This is a genomic window from Nucisporomicrobium flavum, assembly GCF_016464385.1.
GTDB classification, from domain to species: Bacteria; Actinomycetota; Actinomycetes; order Mycobacteriales; family Micromonosporaceae; genus Actinoplanes; species Actinoplanes flavus_A.
Genome location: NZ_JADMLH010000015.1, coordinates 181,891 through 198,617 on the forward strand (window position 1 = coordinate 181,891; position 16,727 = coordinate 198,617).

Consider the following 16,727-nt stretch of genomic DNA (forward strand, 5'->3'; position numbering starts at 1 on the left):
TTCCTGTGTAGCACCTGTGGGTCCGTTCCCCATCCGGAACGGCCGGCGGCGGCCGGCGCCGCGGTGGCCGCGGTGCTGACGTCGCGGCGGGGGGTGTGTCGGAATCGGACTAAAGGCCCAATACTCCGCATAATTTCCCGCGTTATACCGGGCGGCGGGTATCGGGCGGCGGAGCGGAGACACGGGTGCGACACCGGATCGGAACGGCGCTCGCCGCGCTCGCCATGGTCGCCCTGACGGCGGCGCCGGCCGCTGCGGACGCACCGTACCCGGCCGGGGTCAGCGCGGACGACCTGCGGGCCGCCGGTGTGAGCGAGGGTGTCGTCGCGGTCGGTGGGAAGCACTCCTGCACGGTCAGCAGCCTCGGCGACGTCCACTGCTGGGGTGACGACTCGTCCGGGCAGCTCGGCGACGGGGCCCGCCCGCACACCGGCGGGCAGGCGGTGTTCGCCTTCCGGACCGCGGTGCAGGTCGACGCCGGGCGGGCGCACACCTGCGCGGTCGGCGCGGACGGGAACGCGTACTGCTGGGGGGACAACTCCGCGGGGCAGCTGGGGACCGGTACGGCCGGGAACCGCGACGAGCCGGCCGAGGTCGCCGGGCTCGACGGGCACCTGATCGTGCAGGTCGCCACGGGCGCCCGGCACACCTGCGCGGTCGACGACGAGGGCGCCGCCTGGTGCTGGGGCGACGGCTCGGCGGCGCCCGTACGGGTCACCGGCATCGCCGGCCCGATCGTCGACCTCGCCGCCGGCGGGAACACCACCTGCGCGGCCACCGCCGGGGGAGCGGCGTACTGCTGGTCCTCGGGAAAGGCGCCGACGCGCGTACCGGGGGTGAAGGGGATCCGGCAGGCCGCGGTCGGATGCTTCCTCGACGCAGACGGGCGCGCCTTCTGCGGAGGAGCGAAGCCGGACACCGGCGGGGCGGCGCTCGACCGCATCAGCGCTGCCGGCGACCAGGTCTGTGGCATCGACCGCGAGGGGCGCACGTCCTGCTGGACGAAGGACGGGCGCCGCGACATCGACGGCAGGATGCGGGACCTCGACGTGGGTACGCGCCACGCGTGCGGCGTCGGCATCGACGGGTTCGTGTCGTGCTGGGGTGCGGACGGCGTGCCCGTACGGGTCGAGGGACTGCCGCGCCCGCCCGGCGCGGCGACCGGCGTGCGGGTACGCGCCCTCGACGGCGGCCTGCGCATCTCCTGGCAACCCCCGGCCGACCTCGGCTCCGGGCCGTTCGAGTTCTTCTGGGCGGCGACCGCGGACTACGCCTCCGGGTGTGTGCTGACCGTCGCCACGGCGTCCGGCTGCGAGGTGCGGGGGCTGCGCAACGGCCGCACGTACGACGTGGCGGTGGTGGTACGCACCCGGGACGGCCTGACGGTCAGCGACTACGTGACCGCCGCGCCGTCCGAGGTCGCCCCGGAGCCGTCCGGGTCGGCGTACCCGTCGGCGCCGCCGCGCGAGTTGCAGCCGGGCGAGGGCGGCGGCCTGCCGGTCACCGGGCTGAGCCCGGTCGCGCTGCTCTCCATCGGCACGATGCTGCTCGGCGGCGGCCTGGTCGCCCTGCTCGTCAAGAAGCCGTGACCTCGAACGCGGCGTCGCGGAACTGCGCGGCGCCCGCCTTCAGCCGCTCGGCGTAGTACACCCGGTTCCAGTTGGTCCACGTCACGTGCCCGGTGGTCTGGTCGGTGCCGGACGCCGACACGGACAAGGCGATGCCCGGGCTGACCTGGGTCGTCAGCCCTTTGCCCGGCACGCCCACCGAGTGCCGGGACGGGTCGGCGTACCCGAGCATCGCCCACGGCGCGCGCACGACGAGGTCGTCGCCGTCGCGGTACCAGAGGCTGCGGCTGTCCTCGTCCGGGGTGCCGTACCGCAACAGGCCCGCGTCCTGGAACTCCGCCGGCAGCCGCTCGCCGGTCGTCGGGACCCGCAGGTCCCGGTTCACGATCAGCTCGAAGCGCCGCCAGCCCTCCGGCGCCGGCCCGCGCCGCCCGGCCGGGACGCCGTAGTCGAGCGGCATCGGGTCGAGCTCCCCGCGCAGGTACGCCTGCCCGGTGCGGGCGACCGGGTCCAGCACGAACGCGGCGTCGGCCTCGCGGCTGCCGGTGCCCGGGGCGGGCTGCCCGGTCAGCGCGGGAAGCACGTCGAAACCGACCGTGAGCGCGTTCGGCGCCGGCGTTCCCAGCCGGATCCGCACCTGGACGAAGGACTCGTCGACCCGCGCGGTGACCCGCCGCGCCGGCCAGGCCGACTCGTCGTCGAGGAGATACTCCGCAGCGGCGTCCGGGGAACCGGCCGCGTCCATCGCGATGAGCCCGAAGTGCTGCTCGTTGGTCAGCGGGTCGTGCCACAGCTGGCGGCGCTCGGCGACCTGGTGCCTGACGGTGTTCCAGGTGAACTTGAACCACTCGTCCACCCAGCCGAAGAGGAACCCGCCGGCCAGGCCCTGGTCCCTGATGAGCCGCAGCAGCTCCGCATCGATCCGCATCGCCTCGCGCTCGCTGTGGTCACCCTGGGAGCGCCCGAGCGGGCCGTTGTGCGCCGACCCGATCGACGAGGGGACGCCGAACTCGGTGATCAGCGTGGGCATGTCGCGGTGGTGGCGGCGCAGGGCCGAGAGATATCCCGCGTACGGGTCCACCCGGCCGTCGTAGCGGTAGCGCTGCAGCGCCGGCTCGTGCCGCTGGAAGTCCGGATAGTACGGGTACGCGTGATAGCTGGCGAACGTCCCGGCCGGCCACTGAACGGTGGGCAGCACGTGGTTGGCGTCGATCTGGAGCAGGTCCTCGGTGTCGAGGGGTTCCTCGGGGTGCCGCAGCGGGTCGGTCGTCGGCCAGTTCACGAACGCGATCGGCTGGCTGAGCCCCTGCGCCGCCTCGTACGCCGCCAGCTCGTTCATCCGCGCGGCGAACCAGCGCTCGGTGGGTGAGGCCTGGGCGGTGCTGCGGAAGTACCGGCCGTGGACCGGGGGAGCGGAGCGGTTGCGCAGGTCGGAGCGGTGACCGCCGGACGGGTCCACCTCCAGCCCGATGATCCACCCGGCGAGCCACGGGGTCACGTCGGTGTCCCAGGCGCCGGCGGCCCGCCCCGGCCGGGGGGCGCGCGTCAGCCGGCCGCGTACGGCCGCGCTCGCGTCCCGGATCTCCGCGCGGAACGCCGCGGTCACCCCGGGGTCGTAGAGGTTGCCCTTCTCGGCGTAGGACTCGTCCGGCGGGTAGACGCCCTGCATGAGGTAGAGGGGCCGGTCCGGGTTGGCGCGGTTGTAGCGGACGAGCTCCTGGTAGAAGGCGGGCGGGTGGATGGTGTAGATCCGCAGCACCCGGATGCCCAGCCAGCCCATCGCGGCGAACCACGTGCGGTACTGCTCGGCGGAGATGGACAGCTCACCCGGCTGATGGCCCGGCGTGGTGCTGCCCAGGTTGACCCCGGGCAGGAACGTCCTGTCGCCGGACGCGGTGTGCAGGGCGAACGTGCGGCCCCGGGCGGTCGCGACGCTCGCCAGCCCGCGGCCGAGCCGGGGCGTGGGCGCCCAGGACGGACCGGCCGGCGGGGCGCCGAGCGCCTGCATGCCGGGGATCGCGAACGCCGCGGAGGTGAGCGGTGGCCGCGGGGTGGCGCCCGCCAGGAACAGGCACATGGTCAGCGTGACGAGCCCGATCACGGCCGCCTTGGCGCGCGCGGGCGGCGGGCGTACGGGCGCCTGGACGAGATGGGCCGGGAAGTCCCCCACTCCGGCATTGTGCGGTGCCGAGGCTCACCGAATGGGAGGAATTGTCGGGAAAGTGGAGGGCCGGAACACTCGCCGTTCGCCCCGAGTTGTGCCAGCGTTGGTCACAGTGGGCGGCGCGAGCGTGGGGAGCGGGTTCATGGATCTTCTGGAGGAGTACCGCAGGGCCACCTTCGTCTTCGAGTCCGGCGACCCGCTCGGGGCGGCCCGGATGCTCGAGCCGATCGTGGAGGCGGAGCCGCACAACACCGCCGTCCGCCAGCTGCTCGCCCGGGCGTACTTCAACTCGGCGCAGCTCGCCGGGGCGGAAGCCCAGCTGAGAGCGCTGATCGACCGTGACCCATCGGATCACTACGCGCACCACGTGCTCGGCCGGACCCTGGAGAGGGCCGGCCGTTTCAGTGAGGCGCTGCCGCACCTGCGGCTGGCGGCGGCGATGAAGCGGCACGACGACTACGAGACCGCGCTGCGCCGGGTCGAGACGTGGGTCGGCAAGAACGGCGGCCGGACCGCGTACGGCGCTGAGTAGGCTGCCGACGTGAAGCTCAAGCTGGATCTCCACGACATCTTCAACAAGGGCACCGAGATCGACAAGGCGCTGCGCGGCGTCATCGACGAGGCGATCCAGAAGAAGGCCTCGATGGTCGAGATCATCCCGGGCAAGGGCAGCGGCGCACTGAAGAAGAAGGTGCTGCGCTTCCTCGACCAGAAGGACATCAAGCAGCTGTACCACCGCGTCGAGAAGGACGGCGACAACTGGGGACGGCTGTTCGTGCACTTCCGCCACGACGCGCCCACCGGCCGCCGTGGCCGGGGACGCTAGCGGCTGGAGAACGTGTAGGTCTTCGCGACCGCCAGCATCTCCGAGCTGTGCGAGCCCACCACCCCCACCGCCGCCGGACGGGCCTGGAAGCCGGGCAGCGCGGACAGGCCGTCGCTCGCGTCCATCGCGCGTACCCGCAGCGGGGCACCGGCGCGCACGGTCAGCACGACGTCCACGCCGGCCGGGGGCGGGCCGTGGAAGACGAACCCGAAGCCCCACACCCCGCCGACCGTACGGTCCACCGGCACCTGCCGGCCGCCCACCGTCGCGCTCGTGACCTGGGCGTCCGCCGCCACGTGCAGCGTCACCAGCCGCGCCGGCCGCTGCGGCGTCACCCGCAGGGCGACGGTACGGCCGGAGCCCCCGGTCGTGTCCGAGACCTTGGTGACCACGGGCGCGGGCAGCCCGGCGGACTGAGCCGGGCCCGAGAGCAGCTTCTCCGGGCCGAACGCCGGGAGGCTGTCGGTGACGGCCGCGGGTTTGTCGCCGACGTAGTGGCCCGTCCACTCCGTGGGCGTGCTGGAGGCGCTCAGCCAGCGGGCCTGGCCGGTGTCCGCGTCGAGCGCGTACATCAGGTGGGTGGGCGCCGGGTGGGCCCGGTCGAAGCGGTCCACGGACAGCCCCACCGCCACGGCCACGACCGTCGCGACCAGCGCAGCCATCGTCGGCAGGGCACCGCGACGGCGGGCGCGCAGCGCGTCCATGCCGCGCTGGCCACCGGCCGCCGGGTGCAGCAGGTCGACGATCGGGAGCAGGGCGAGGGCCAGCAGCGTCGCGATGAACGCGCCGGAGCCCGCGAGGTTCATGCCCAGCGCCGGAAAGAACATGACCAGCGTCGGAAGCAGGATCACCACGGCGACGCAGCCGCCCACGGACAGCGCGAGGGCGGCCGCGAACCGGCGGCGCAGCAGGATCGCCGCGATGCCCGCGAGCGCCCCGGCCAGCGCCGGCAGCGCGGTGAGATAGGAGCCGCCGGGGGCGAGCGCGGCCAGGAGGACGCCGATCAGCGCGAGCCAGAGCAGTCCCGCGACGGCCAGAGCGGCCGGGCCGGTCCGGCGGCGCAGGAGGGCGTACCAGGCGAACACCACGGCCGCGGTCAGGGCCACCACGGCCAGCCTGTACCCCCACGGGCGGTACGGGTCGATCGGCATTTCGGCGTACCCCGGACGCATGATCTTCACGAGGAACCAGAGCAGCTGGGCGAGCACCGGGGCGGCCAGGACCGGCACGAGGGTGAGGCCGAAGGCGGCGATCTGGCGGGGCGCCGACGCCAGCCCGCGCCGGCGCGACAGCCAGGCCAGCACGAGCACCGCGACCAGCGCCAGTGCCGCCAGCGGCCACGTCCACGAGCCCGGGTAGCGCACCAGCCCGCCCGGCACCGTGAAATACGTGGCGTCGCCGCCCGACCGGAGCCCCGGCAGGTCGCGATCGCCCAGCTCACGGGTGAGGGACAGGACGTTGTCGCCGTGATGCTGCAGGCTGTCCCGGTTCATCGCCCCGGGCGTGTCCAGCGGCGTGTGATAGACCGCAGCCCCGTCGATGTACGCCGAGTTCAGCCCGGTGAAGCCCTTCTCCCGGAACGCCGTGAAGTCGGTGTCGTTGGGCAGCAGCCGGTACACCTCGACCGCGAACGACGTACCCACCGGGTGGGCCGCCCGCCCGAAGACGTCCACCAGCCCGGCGTTCCGCGCGGTCGTCTCGAACATGATCGCCGGGCCGGTGCTGCCGCGCGCCTCCAGGTTGAGCACGACGCCGCCGTCCCGGGCCAGCGGGTGCTGGTCCACGAACGCCTTCGCGCCGCACAGGCACGCCTCCTCGGCGTCGGTCAGCACGAACACCACGTCGTTGCGCAGGCGCGGGCCGCTGGTGAGCGCGCGGGCCGCCTCGAGGATCGCCGACGTGCCCGCCGCGTCGTCGTTGCCGCCCGGACCGGTCTGCACCGAGTCGTAGTGCGCCACCAGGAAGATGCGGCCGGTGGAGGCCGTACCGGGCCAGAGCGCGACCACGTTGCGTACCCGGGCGAGACCCATGCCGCCGGCGCTCGAGGACAGCTCGCTGCCCTGCACCGAGACGGTGTCCTGCACCTCTGGGGTCAGGCCGAGGCCCCGCAGGCCGGCGACCAGGTGCTCGCGGGCGGCGTCGTTGGCAGCGCTGCCGGTCACATGCTGCGTCGCCGCGATGGCTTTGACGTGCTCGTACGCCCGCGCCGCGCTGAACTCCGCGGCCGGCGCATCCGCCGGACGCGCGGCCGGCGGCTGGACCGCCCGCACCGCGAGCGCGCCTGCGACGGCGAGGATCAGAACCGCCAGGAGGGCCGCCCAGCCCCGGCGGGTGGGCCGGGTCAGCGCCCGGTCCGCGGCTTCGACGCTCGGCACGCCCACAGCTACCCCCTCGTCACCCTGGCCGGGCGATCTTACGGCCCCGTGGCATAACTTTGTCCCCGTGACAGCCCCGATCGACCCCGCCGCCGTCCTCGCCGACTTCGTCGGGCGGGTGGCCCCGTACGACCCGGCACCGGAGGCGGGAGCGGTCGCCGTGCTCGGGCTGCGTACGGCCCTCGGCGACGTGACCTTCCAGCTCGGCGATCACGTCGTGCGGGCGCTGTGCCGGGCGCTCGAGGCGTACCGGGATCCCGAGGACCGGGGCCTGTGCATCGGGTGCGGCAGCCGGCAGCTCGACGAGAACCTGCACTGCCGGGACTGCGGGCGGCTGCACGGCATCCTCGGCGAGGTCATCGCGCGCCACGCGCGGCGGGTGGCCGAGGATCCCTCGTACGGTCCGCCCGCGTGAACGCCGTCACGCAGCCGGCCGCCGGGATGGTCCGCGAGGGTGGGCGGTGTTGTGCCGTCCGGACCCGTGGTGGACGATCAGCGGGTCATGCCCGCCGAAGGAGTCGAGCCATCAACCGTCCCAGCCGAGCCGATGCCGCGGTTCCGGGTGCCGCCCACGGCCCGACGCCGGGCGGGGTGACACCGTGACCGAACTCGCCCCGCCGCCTGCGCGATTGAAGGCGCCCGAGCGCCTGCGCGTGCTGCTCGTCGAGGACGACGAGGGCGACGCCTTCCTCGTCCAGGAGCTGCTCGCCGAGGCCGGCGCCTCCTTCGACGTGCAGGTCGCGACGAGCCTGCGCGAGGCGCGCCCGATGCTGCGCGGCATCCAGTGCGTGCTGCTCGACCTGGGACTGCCCGACGCGGAGGGCATCGACGGGCTGCGCAAGCTGCTCGCCGTCGCCGGCAGCGCCGCGGTGTGCGTGCTGACCGGCCGCTCCGACGAGCACCTGGGCGTCCAGGCGGTCGCCGAGGGTGCGCAGGACTACCTGGTCAAGGGCCAGGTCGACGGCGTCCTGCTGGTGCGCGCGCTGCGCTACGCCGTGGAACGCAAGCGCGCCGACGAGAACGCCCAGCGACTGCGCGAGGTCGAGCTGCGCCAGGCCGAGTCGGCCCGCCTGGAACGCGGCCTGCTGCCCCAGCCGCTCATGCAGACCACCGAGGTGGCCGTGCACACGTTCTACCGTTCCGGCCGGGCGATGGGCCTGCTCGGCGGCGACTTCTTCGACGTGGTCCAGGCAGGCTCCGAGAAGCTGCACGTGATCGTCGGTGACGTCTGCGGGCACGGCGTCGACGAGGCGGCCCTGGGCGTGGAGCTGCGGGTGGCCTGGCGGGCGCTGGTGCTCGCCGGCGTGCCCGAGGAACAGGTCCTCGCGTCCCTCGAACAGGTGCTCATGACCGAGCGGCGGGCGCGCGAGGTGTTCGCCACGGTCGCGATGGTCTCCATCGATCTCGCCGGGAACCGCGCCACCGTACGCCTGGCCGGCCACCCTCCGCCCGTGCTGCTCGCCGGCGGCAAGGCTGGGCCGGTGACCGCGCGCACGGGCATCGTGCTCGGCGTGCGCCCCACCCCCACCCCCGCGACCGACGTGGAGTTCAGCGGCGATGACTGGTCCCTGTTGATGTACACCGACGGACTGATCGAGGGCCACACCGGCGTCGGCAACGAGCGCCTCGACGTCGAAGGGCTCTGCGGGCTGCTCGCCGAGCCGGTCGCCCGCGACGTGCCGCTGGCCGCGCTGCCGGCCTGGCTGGTGGGGCGTGCCGAGCAGGCCAACGGCGGCCCGCTCGCCGACGACGTGGCGATGCTGCTGATCTCCCGCGGCGGCGGGCGATGAGCCTGCTGAACGTGGACAGCTGGACCCTGCGCCGCCGGGTGCTCGCGCTGTGCGTGACCGTGGGCCTGGCGCTCGCCGCCCTCGGCGTCATCGCGGCGTTCACGGCCGCCAGCAGCAACGGCCGGCTCGACGATGTGGTCAACCGCGCCAGCCCCATGCGGGCCGCCGGCGAGCGGCTGAACACCGCGCTGGTCGATCAGGAGACCGGCATCCGCGGGTACGCGATCGCGGGCAAGGACGACAACCTCAAGCCGTACCGCGAGGGCCTCGAGGCGGAACGTGCCGAGGTGGAACTGATCAACGGCCTGCTGCGGGACAGCGCGCTGGAGGACAGGATCCGCGCGGATGTCGCCGAGGTACGCCGGCGCTCGGACGCCTGGCACGTCGCCGTGGCCGACCCGATCCTCAACGCCGTCCGCACCCAGGGCCCCGAGGCCGGGCGGGCGCTGATCGAAGCCGGCAGCACGTCCGAGTTCGAGGCCCTGCGCGGGGCCGTCGCGAAGATGCAGGACGACATCGGCGTGCTGCGCGACCGGTCCGCGGCCGACGCCAAGGACGCCAGCAAGCGCATGGTCGCGATCCAGATCGCCGCCGCGGCGGTCATCATCATCGCGGGTGCCGCGCTGATGCTGCTGCTGGACCGCCTCGTGAGCCGCCCGGTCACCGAGCTGGCGCAGCAGGTGCGCGAGGTCGCCGACGGCGACTACGACAAGCACATCGAGAGCACCGGCTCGCCCGAGCTGCGCGAGCTGGCCGGCGACGTGGACGGCATGCGACGGCAGATCGCCGCGGAGCTCACCGAGGTACGCGAGGCCCGCCAGCAGATCGAGTGGGTCAACGACCAGCTCAAGCAGCAGGCGGACGAGCTGACCCGGTCCAACCGCGACCTGGAGCAGTTCGCGTACGTCGCCTCGCACGATTTGCAGGAGCCGCTGCGCAAGGTCGCCAGCTTCTGCCAGCTCCTGCAGCGCCGCTACGAGGGCAAGCTCGACGACCGGGCCGACCAGTACATCGGGTTCGCGGTCGACGGCGCGCAGCGCATGCAGCGGCTGATCAACGACCTGCTCGCGTTCTCCCGGATCGGCCGGCTCACCGCCGGGTTCACCGACGTGGACCTGAACCGGGTGATGACCGAGGTGAAGTCGCAGCTCGAGCCGCGCGCCGGTGAGGACGCCGAGATCAGCTGGTCCGACCTGCCCACGGTGGAGGGCGAGGAGCCGCTGCTCACCACGCTCTTCGTCAACCTCATCGGCAACTCGCTGAAGTTCCGCCGCCCGGATGTGCCACCGGTGATCCGGGTGACCGGCGGGCAGGACGGCGACGAGTGGAAGATCAACGTCCGGGACAACGGCATCGGCATCGAGGCCGAGTTCGCCGACAAGGTCTTCGTCATCTTCCAGCGGCTGCACGGGCGGGACGCGTACGAGGGCACCGGCATCGGGCTGGCCATCGTCAAGAAGATCGTCGAATACCATGGCGGGCGGATCTGGCTGGACCTCGAGGTCGAGGAGGGTACGTCGATCTGGTTCACGCTGCCGCTGCTCGCCGGCGTACCCGTCCAGGAGAAAGTGAAAGAGGTCGCCACATGACCGGTGCAATTCGCCAGGACGGGACGCCGATCGAGGTGCTGCTCGTCGAGGACGACCCGGGCGACGTGCTCATGACGCAGGAGGCGTTCGAGGAGCACAAGGTCCGCAACCGGCTCACGGTCGTCTCCGACGGGGCCGAGGCGCTGGCCTACCTTCGGCGCGAGGGGCAGTATGCGGACGCCGTACGCCCGGACCTGATCCTGCTCGACCTCAACCTGCCGCGCCGCGACGGCCGTGAGGTGCTCGCCGAGATCAAGAAGGACGAGGACCTGGGCCGCATCCCGGTCGTCGTGCTCACGACCTCGCAGGCCGACGAGGACATCCTGCGCAGCTACCAGCTGCACGCGAACGCGTACGTGACCAAGCCGGTGGATTTCGAGCGCTTCATCGCGGTGATCCGGCAGATCGACGAGTTCTTCGTCAGCGTCGTGAAGCTGCCACCGCGTGCGTGACGACATGCTGGACCGGGTCACCGACCTGATCCGCGAGGTGGCGCAGACCATCGTGCTGCCGCGCTGGCAGGGGCTGGCGGCCGACGAGGTGCACGAGAAGTCGCCCGGCGACCTGGTGACCATCGCCGACCAGGAGTCCGAGCGGGCGCTGACCGCCGGCCTGACCGCGCTGCTGCCCGGCTCGGCCGTGGTCGGCGAGGAGGCGGTGGCGGCGGACCCCGCGGTGCTCGACCGGGTGGGCGACGCGGGCGCGGTGTGGATCGTCGACCCGGTCGACGGGACGAACAACTTCGCCGCCGGCAAGGCGCCGTTCGCCGTGATGGTGGCGCTGCTGCGCGACGGCGAACCGGCTGCGGCGTGGATCCTCGACGTGGTCGCGGACCGGATGACGGTGGCGGAGGCGGGCGCCGGCGCGTTCCAGGACGGCGTACGCCTGAAGACGCGCACCGACGACCCGGGCGCCGCGAGCCTGACCGGCATGATCTCGCGCAACTACTTCCCGGACGACCTGCGCGCGGGCATCGACGAGAACGCGGGCAAGCTGGGCACCGTGACCGGCGGCCACCACTGCGCCGGGTACGAGTACCCGTCCGTGGCCACCGACGAGCAGCAGTTCGCGGTCTTCTGGCGGATCCTGCCGTGGGACCACACCCCGGGCACGCTGATCCTGACCGAGGCCGGCGGCACGGCCCTGCACCTCGACGGCGGGATCTACCGCCCGACCGACAGCGAGCGTGGCCTGCTGGTGGCGGCGAACGACGACATCTGGCACACGGTCCGCGGCACGCTGTTGCCCTGACGCCTCACGCGATCGCGTTGTGCACGGCGACGCGGTGGGTGTCCGGGTTGGACCAGCTCCAGTTGGGGTGCGCCCGGTTGGTGAGCAGCACGACGACCATCCGGCGGGCGGGCACGACGAGCAGGCTGGTGCCGGTGAAGCCGGTGTGCCCGAAGCACGTCGGCGAGGCCAGCCGGCCCATGAACCACGGCTGGTTCAGCTCGAAGCCGAGGCCGTGGTCCGCCGTACGGGTCGGCCGCTCCGCGTCGATGGCCTTCTTGCCCTTGTTCACGTTGGTGAGGGCTCGTTGCAGCACCTCGGTGGAGAGCAGCCGCTTGCCGCCGTACGTGCCGCCGTTGAGCATGAGCTGGCCGATGACGGCGACGTCCCGGGCCGTACCGAAGAGACCGGCGTGCCCGGCGACCCCGCCGAGGTGGTTGGCGACGTCGTCGTGGACCGTGCCGCGCAGCAGCCCGCGGGACGAGCGCGCGTCGGTGGCGACCAGGCGCTGCTTGTCGGCGAGCCAGGTGAGCGGCCGGAAGCCGGTGTCCTTCAGGCCGAGCGGGGTCGTGAGGTGGTCGCGGACGGCCCGGTCGAGGCTCTTGCCGGTGAGCTTCTCGACGAGCCGGCCCAGCACCATCAGGCCCACGCTGGAGTAGCGGAACGTGTCGCCCGGGACGGCGCCCCGGATCATCGGCGTCGTCAGCACCGCCTTCCAGCGGGCGGTGTTGTCCGGCAGCCCGGTGACCTTCGCGCCGACGGGCAGGCCCGAGGTGTGCGCCAGGAGCTGAGCGATGGTGATCTTGTCTTTGCCCGTACCCGTGAAGTCCGGAAGGTAGCGCTGCAGCGGCGAGTCCAGGTCGATCTCGCCGTGGTCGGCGAGCTGCAGCACGAGCAGGGCGGTGCAGACCTTGGTGAGCGAGGCCAGGTCGAAGATCGAGTCCTTGCGCATCGCGACGCGCTTGGCGGCGGTGAGCTCGACCGGGCCGGCCTTGTAGCGCAGGGCGTGGCCGACGGCGGTGTGCAGCGTCGTCTTCCCGTCGACCATGACGAGCGCGACCGCGCCGGCGTACCCGGGGTGCTTCGGGTTGTCCGCGGTCGGCTTGAGGTACTTCGTGAGCGTGTCGTGCACCCGCTGCACGGGCTGGCTCCTGGCCGCCGCGGACTTCGACGGCGCGACCGCGACCCGGTCGGCGGCCGGCTCACCCCAGGTGGGCGCGGACCGTTGCGGCGCGCAGCCGGCGAGGGCGGCGGTCAGGCCGGCGCCGAGCACGGTACGACGAGAGACAGGCACGGCGAGCATGATGTCACGATCCGAGCCGCCGTACCGGCCCCCGCGCCCGAGGCGATCAGGCGTCGTCGAGGGTGCTCAGGAGCAGGATGCGGTGGCCGGAAGGATCGCGGAGGCGGGCCATGCGCTCGCCCCACGGCTGGTCCGACGGCTCCTCGAGCACCTCGGCGCCCGCCGTACGCAACTGCTGCACCGCCGCGTCGCAGTCGTCGGCGTAGATGCAGAAGTCGAACTCGGCCGTCCCGCCCGCGGCGAGGGAGAGCCGGCTGGTGCCGAGCGTCAGCGTCACGAAGGCCGGCTCGCCCTCCTCGGGGAACCTGTACTCCTCGGTGAAGCCGATCTGATCGCGGTAGAAGGCGAGGGCGGCCGGCAGGTCGGAGACGGTCATCACGGGAAATGCCTCGGTGTACGCCATCTTTTCGATATTAGGGTGCCCGCATGGGTTCGTACCTCGATGAACTTTTCGGTCTGGGCGGCCGGACCGCGATGGTGACCGGCGGCAGTTCCGGGATCGGCCGGGCGATGGCGGGTGCGCTGGGCCGGGCGGGCGCACGGGTGGTTCTGGTCGCGCGGCGGGCGGAGCCGCTGCGCGACACCGCCGCCGAGCTGAGCGCGGACGGCGTCGCGGTGGAGACCGTCACGGCGGACCTCGCGGACCGTACGGACGTCGCGCGGGTCGCCGGGTACGAGGGCGTGGACATCCTCGTCAACGCCGCGGCGGTGAACCGGCGGCCGCCGATGGACGAGCTGACCGACGACGACTGGGACGTCACGCTCGCCGCGAACCTGACGGCGCCGTTCCTGCTCGGGCAGCGCTTCGGCCCGGCGATGGCGGCCCGGGGCTGGGGCCGCATCATCAACGTCGTCTCCCAGCAGGCGTTCCGCGCGTACGGCAATAGCGGCGCGTACGGGGCCGCGAAGGCCGGCCTGGTCGGGCTCACCCGGTCGCAGGCGGAGGCGTGGTCGAGCCGCGGCGTCACGTGCAACGCGGTCGCGCCGGGGGTCGTGCACACCCCGTTGACCGAGCCGGTGTTCGCCGACCCGGAGAAGGTTGCCGCCCACTCCCGGCGCACGATGATCGGGCGGAACGGCGTACCCGAGGATTTTGCCGGTTGTGTCGTTTATTTGGCGAGTTCCGCGAGCGATGCGGTAACCGGCCAGACACTCTTCGTCGACGGTGGATATTCGGCGACATGATCGATCTGCCGTGAGCCGGGTGATCGGGGTAGAGTCACCGCGCTCACCACTTGGGAGGTAGATCGTGGCGGCGACTTACCTGCGCCGGGCACAGCCTGCACTCGCCCTATTGGCGGCGCTCCTCGTGCTGCTCGTGGCGGCCCCGGCCGCGCACGCGGCACCCGACCCCGAGGGCGGCTCGAAGACCCTGCGCGAGCAGCTCGAATCGGCGGCGAAGGGACACGTCGAGGCGAAGCAGAAGCTCGACGCGTCGAAGAAGCGCCAGGTGAAGCTCAAGGTCGCCCTCAAGCAGGCGCAGGAGAAGGCGGTGTCGCTCGAGGGCCGGGTCCGTGAGGTGGCCAGCCGCTCCTACCGGCAGGGCCGCTTCAGCACGGTGTCGCTGCTGCTCAACGCCGGCACGCCGGACACGTTCATGGAGCGGGCGCTGCGGCTCGAGCAGATGGCGCAGGTCGACTCGCGCGCCCTCACCGAATACCAGGACGCCGTGACCGTCGCCGAGAAGGCGACCCGGGCCATCGACCTCGAAATCAAGGAGCAGCAGAAGCAGGTCACGGTCATGGCCCGGAAGAAGAAGCAGGCCGAGAGCGCCCTGGCCGCGGCCGGCGGCGGCGCGGTGGCCGGCGGCTTCGTCAGCGCCAACTCGCCGCTGGCCAAGCCCGCGCCCCGCAACTCCGACGGCTCCTGGCCGCGGGAGTCATGCACGGTCAACGACCCCACGACCTCCGGCTGCATCACGCCGCGGCTGCTCAACGCGTACCAGCAGGCCCGGGCGGCCGGGTTCAAGCGGTACACCTCCTGCTTCAGCGAACGCTCCTCCGGCGAGCACCCCAAGGGCCGGGCCTGCGACTTCGCCGCGGCGACCGGCGGCTTCGAGAACGTCAACGCCAGCGGCGGCGACCGCACGTACGGCAACAACCTCGCGGCGTACTTCGTGAAGAACGCCAGCCGCCTCGGCGTGATGTACGTGATCTGGTACCGCCAGATCTGGCAACCGGGGCTGGGCTGGCGCGCGTACAGCGGCTCCGGCGGGCCGTCGGCGACCCACACCAACCACGTGCACCTGTCCATCCTCTGACCCTCAGAATCCGTCGGCCTTTGAAGGTGCCGCAGGTTCCGTCGGTAGCATTCCGCCGATGGAACCCGCTGCCCCGCGCGCACTGCCGTCCGGCCTGGCCACCGCGCTCGTCTTCTTCGCCAGCGGGGCCGTGCTGGTCCTGGAGATCGTCGCGCTGCGCCTCGTCGGGCCGTACGTCGGCGTGACCCTGCAGGTGAGCAGCTCGGTCATCGGCATCTCGCTGGCGGCCATCGCGTACGGCACCTGGCTCGGCGGCCGCCTCGCCGACCGGTACGACCCGAGGATCCTGCTCGCCCCCGCCCTGCTGCTCGGCGCGATCACCACGGCGCTCACCCTGCCCCTGGTCCGCTGGGGCGGCGAGCTCCTGCGCGGCGGAGCGGCCCCGGCCGTCCTGCTGCTCGCCGCGATGGCCGTTTTCCTGCCCGCGTTCCTGCTCGCCGCGATCACGCCGCTGACGGTGAAACTGCAGCTCGGCGACCTGCGGCGGACCGGGGAGGTGGTCGGCCGGCTGTCCAGCTTCGGCACGCTCGGCGCGATCACAGCGACGCTCGGCACCGGCTTCATCTTCGTCGCCGCGATGCCCAGCAGCTGGATCATCCTCACGCTCGCCGGGCTGCTCGCCGTCGCCGGGCTCGGGCTGGGCTGGTGGCTGCGCCGGCGCGACCCCGCGCTCGCGGTGCCGGGCAAGCCGCGTACCCGGGCGGTGCTCGTCACGGTCGGGCTCGTCGGCTCCGGGCTGGGCGCCTCCGCGCCGACGCCGTGCGACGTGGAGACCGCGTACCACTGCGCCCGCGTCGACGCCGACCCCCGGGTGCCGGGCGGGCGGACGCTGATCCTCAACTCGGCGCGGCACTCGTACGTCGACCTGAACGACCCCACACACCTCGAGTTCGCGTACGTGCAGTGGCTCGGCGCCCTCGTCGACATCCAGAAAACCGGCGGCGCCCCGATCGACGCCCTGCACCTGGGCGGCGGCGGCTTCACCGTACCGACGTACGTCGCACACACCCGGCCCGGCAGCAAGCAGCTCGTTCTCGAGCTCGACGGCGGCCTGGTCGACCTCGACCGGCGCGAGCTGGGTCTGACCACCGGCCCGGACCTGGGGGTACGCGTCGGCGACGCGCGCGTGGGCCTCGCCGAGCAGCCCAGCGGCGCGTACGACCTGGTGGTGGGTGACGCGTTCGGCCACCTCGTGGTCCCGTGGCACCTCGCCACCCGCGAGATGGCCGCCGACATCGCCCGCGTCCTGCGCCCCGGCGGCATGTACGCCCAGAACGTCATCGACTACCCGCCCGACCGGTTCATCCGCGCCGAACTGGCCACGGTGGCGGACGTGTTCCCGCACGTGGCGCTGATCGCCCCCCGGGACGCGCTGGACGGCAGGATCGGCGCGAACTTCGTCATCGTGGCGTCCCGGGGGCCGCTGCCGCTGGACGAGATCCGCAGCCACCTGGACCTGGTCGACGAGCCGGTGGAACTGGTGTCCGGAGCGGGGCTGGAGGAGTTCGTGGGTGGCGCGCGGGTACTGACCGACGATTACGCGCCGGTGGATCAATTGCTCGCCGGCTGATCCTTCTTCTCGCCGGTCCGTTCTTCTTCTTGCCGGTCCGTTCTCCTTCTTG

General features: G+C 72.8%; 15 protein-coding genes. 11 read left to right on the forward strand and 4 right to left on the reverse strand.

Features of this window, described 5'->3' with window-relative positions; all coding sequences use genetic code 11:
* Positions 1-185: 185 nt before the first annotated feature.
* Positions 186-1,589, forward strand: coding sequence for an RCC1 domain-containing protein (locus IT780_RS30215; RefSeq protein ID WP_199515203.1), 1,404 nt, complete (start codon positions 186-188; stop codon positions 1,587-1,589).
* Here IT780_RS30215 and IT780_RS30220 read toward each other — a convergent pair.
* Positions 1,576-3,738, reverse strand: a complete 2,163-nt coding sequence (locus IT780_RS30220) for a hypothetical protein (RefSeq protein WP_199515204.1) — start codon at positions 3,736-3,738, stop codon at positions 1,576-1,578. The genes IT780_RS30215 and IT780_RS30220 overlap by 14 nt on opposite strands.
* Before the next feature lie 136 nt (positions 3,739-3,874).
* On the opposite strand from IT780_RS30220, the gene IT780_RS30225 reads away from it, so the two are divergent.
* Complete coding sequence (locus IT780_RS30225; RefSeq protein WP_199515205.1) at positions 3,875-4,264, forward strand: tetratricopeptide repeat protein; 390 nt, start codon at positions 3,875-3,877, stop codon at positions 4,262-4,264.
* 9 nt (positions 4,265-4,273) lie between these two features.
* Entirely contained in the window at positions 4,274-4,558 is a 285-nt protein-coding gene (locus IT780_RS30230) for a Smr/MutS family protein (RefSeq protein WP_199515206.1), read from the forward strand.
* On the opposite strand, the gene IT780_RS30235 is transcribed toward IT780_RS30230, so the two are convergent.
* Complete coding sequence (locus tag IT780_RS30235) at positions 4,555-6,939, reverse strand: M28 family peptidase (protein WP_372443826.1); 2,385 nt, start codon at positions 6,937-6,939, stop codon at positions 4,555-4,557. The genes IT780_RS30230 and IT780_RS30235 overlap by 4 nt on opposite strands.
* Positions 6,940-7,000: 61 nt before the next feature.
* Here IT780_RS30235 and IT780_RS30240 point away from each other — a divergent pair, with 61 nt between their 5' ends.
* The 5 genes from IT780_RS30240 (at position 7,001) to IT780_RS30260 (ending at position 11,563) form a co-directional block, all read left to right on the forward strand.
* Positions 7,001-7,348: a hypothetical protein gene (locus IT780_RS30240; protein ID WP_199515208.1), complete on the forward strand. Its 348-nt coding sequence runs from the start codon at positions 7,001-7,003 to the stop codon at positions 7,346-7,348.
* A gap of 184 nt (positions 7,349-7,532) precedes the next feature.
* On the forward strand, positions 7,533-8,723 hold the full coding sequence (locus tag IT780_RS30245; protein ID WP_199515209.1) for a PP2C family protein-serine/threonine phosphatase: 1,191 nt from the start codon (positions 7,533-7,535) through the stop codon (positions 8,721-8,723).
* The gene (locus tag IT780_RS30250; RefSeq protein ID WP_199515210.1) at positions 8,720-10,312 is read left to right on the forward strand and encodes a sensor histidine kinase; all 1,593 of its coding nucleotides are present in this window, start codon (positions 8,720-8,722) and stop codon (positions 10,310-10,312) included. The genes IT780_RS30245 and IT780_RS30250 overlap by 4 nt, the downstream gene beginning before the upstream one ends.
* Positions 10,309-10,764 (forward strand): response regulator, encoded by a 456-nt coding sequence (locus IT780_RS30255; protein ID WP_199515211.1) that lies wholly within the window; start codon positions 10,309-10,311, stop codon positions 10,762-10,764. The genes IT780_RS30250 and IT780_RS30255 overlap by 4 nt, the downstream gene beginning before the upstream one ends.
* Positions 10,757-11,563, forward strand: coding sequence for an inositol monophosphatase family protein (locus IT780_RS30260; RefSeq protein ID WP_307831459.1), 807 nt, complete (start codon positions 10,757-10,759; stop codon positions 11,561-11,563). The genes IT780_RS30255 and IT780_RS30260 overlap by 8 nt, the downstream gene beginning before the upstream one ends.
* Before the next feature lie 4 nt (positions 11,564-11,567).
* Here the strand turns inward: IT780_RS30260 and IT780_RS30265 are convergent, their stop codons facing one another.
* Both IT780_RS30265 and IT780_RS30270 read right to left on the reverse strand, forming a co-directional pair.
* Positions 11,568-12,845 (reverse strand): serine hydrolase domain-containing protein, encoded by a 1,278-nt coding sequence (locus IT780_RS30265; protein ID WP_199515212.1) that lies wholly within the window; start codon positions 12,843-12,845, stop codon positions 11,568-11,570.
* 46 nt (positions 12,846-12,891) lie between these two features.
* A complete protein-coding gene (locus IT780_RS30270) occupies positions 12,892-13,248 on the reverse strand; it encodes a VOC family protein (protein ID WP_199515213.1) in 357 nt (118 codons plus the stop codon).
* 23 nt (positions 13,249-13,271) lie between these two features.
* On the opposite strand from IT780_RS30270, the gene IT780_RS30275 reads away from it, so the two are divergent.
* The 3 genes from IT780_RS30275 (at position 13,272) to IT780_RS30285 (ending at position 16,675) form a co-directional block, all read left to right on the forward strand.
* Entirely contained in the window at positions 13,272-14,030 is a 759-nt protein-coding gene (locus IT780_RS30275; RefSeq protein WP_199515214.1) for an SDR family NAD(P)-dependent oxidoreductase, read from the forward strand.
* 64 nt (positions 14,031-14,094) lie between these two features.
* On the forward strand, positions 14,095-15,105 hold the full coding sequence (locus tag IT780_RS30280; protein ID WP_199515215.1) for a coiled-coil domain-containing protein: 1,011 nt from the start codon (positions 14,095-14,097) through the stop codon (positions 15,103-15,105).
* A gap of 58 nt (positions 15,106-15,163) precedes the next feature.
* Entirely contained in the window at positions 15,164-16,675 is a 1,512-nt protein-coding gene (locus IT780_RS30285) for a fused MFS/spermidine synthase (protein ID WP_199515216.1), read from the forward strand.
* Positions 16,676-16,727 lie beyond the last annotated feature (52 nt).